Here is a 994-nt window from a genome sequence, read left to right as displayed (position 1 = left end):
ACGCGAGACCGACTGCCGTCGATGGGCCTGCGCGACAGCAGCAGGAACAGCACGAGCCCGGCCAGGGTCAGAGCGAACCCGGCCCACACCGCGGACAGCAGGCCATATCCCTGCGCAATGGCCTGACCGCCAGCCCATGCGCCGATCGCGTTCGCGATATTCAAGGCCGCCAGGTTCACCGCGCCCATCATCGTCGGCGCATCCGGCGCTGCCTGCGTGAGCCGGACCTGAATGGTCGGGATCGCGACCATCATCGTGGCGCCCACGGCAAACATGCCCGTCATCAGCACCCAGGCGGTTTCGCCACCCACGGCCAGGATCGCCAGCGCGACCAGAGCGCTGCCGAAACCGGCCTTCAAGCCTTGCGAGGGATGCCGGTCCGCCAGCCACCCGCCGACCACGTTGCCTGCGGTCATGCCGACACCAAAGAGGGCCAGTGCGATCGGGATCCATGGCGCGCCCAGCCCGGCAACGTCGGTCACGAACGGCCCGATGAAGGTGTACACGGCAAAGATGCTGGCCACGCCCAAGGCAGCCACGGCCGCCATCAYCCAGACGGGCGCGCGGTTCAAAGCCCGCAGTTCCTGCAACACCGGCCCACCGTCCAACGCGCGCGAGCGTGGCACCCACATCCACAGGGCGATGATCGACAGCACACCCAGTGCCGACACGGCGACGTAGACATTGCGCCAGCCCAGCGCCTGGCCCAGCAGCGCGGCCAGCGGCGAGCCGACAATCGTGGCCACGGTCAGGCCCGTCATCACCAGGGCGAACGCCCGCCCACCTTGGCCCGGCCCGACGATGTAAGAGGCAACCACGGCGCCTGCGCCGAAATACGCGCCTTGCGGGATGCCGCTCACGAAGCGTGCGAGCGCAAAACTCCCCAACCCGGTCGCCACCGCCGAAAGCAGGTTGCCGAGAACGAAGATCGCCATCAAGGCCAGCAGCAGACTCTTGCGGTTCAACTTCGCCGCGAGGATCGTCACGGCAGGCC

1 protein-coding gene is annotated in these 994 nt (G+C 68.3%); it reads right to left on the bottom strand.

Annotation, left to right across the window (positions count from 1 at the left end; all coding sequences use genetic code 11):
* Positions 1-994: MFS transporter (locus AC1D15_RS34320; protein ID WP_477829589.1), on the bottom strand; the 994-nt coding region annotated here is incomplete at both ends.

Source organism: Rhizobacter sp. P2_H2, assembly GCF_056403375.1.
Note: the sequence above shows the minus strand (reverse complement) of the source record. Positions and strands in the feature narration are given on the sequence as shown.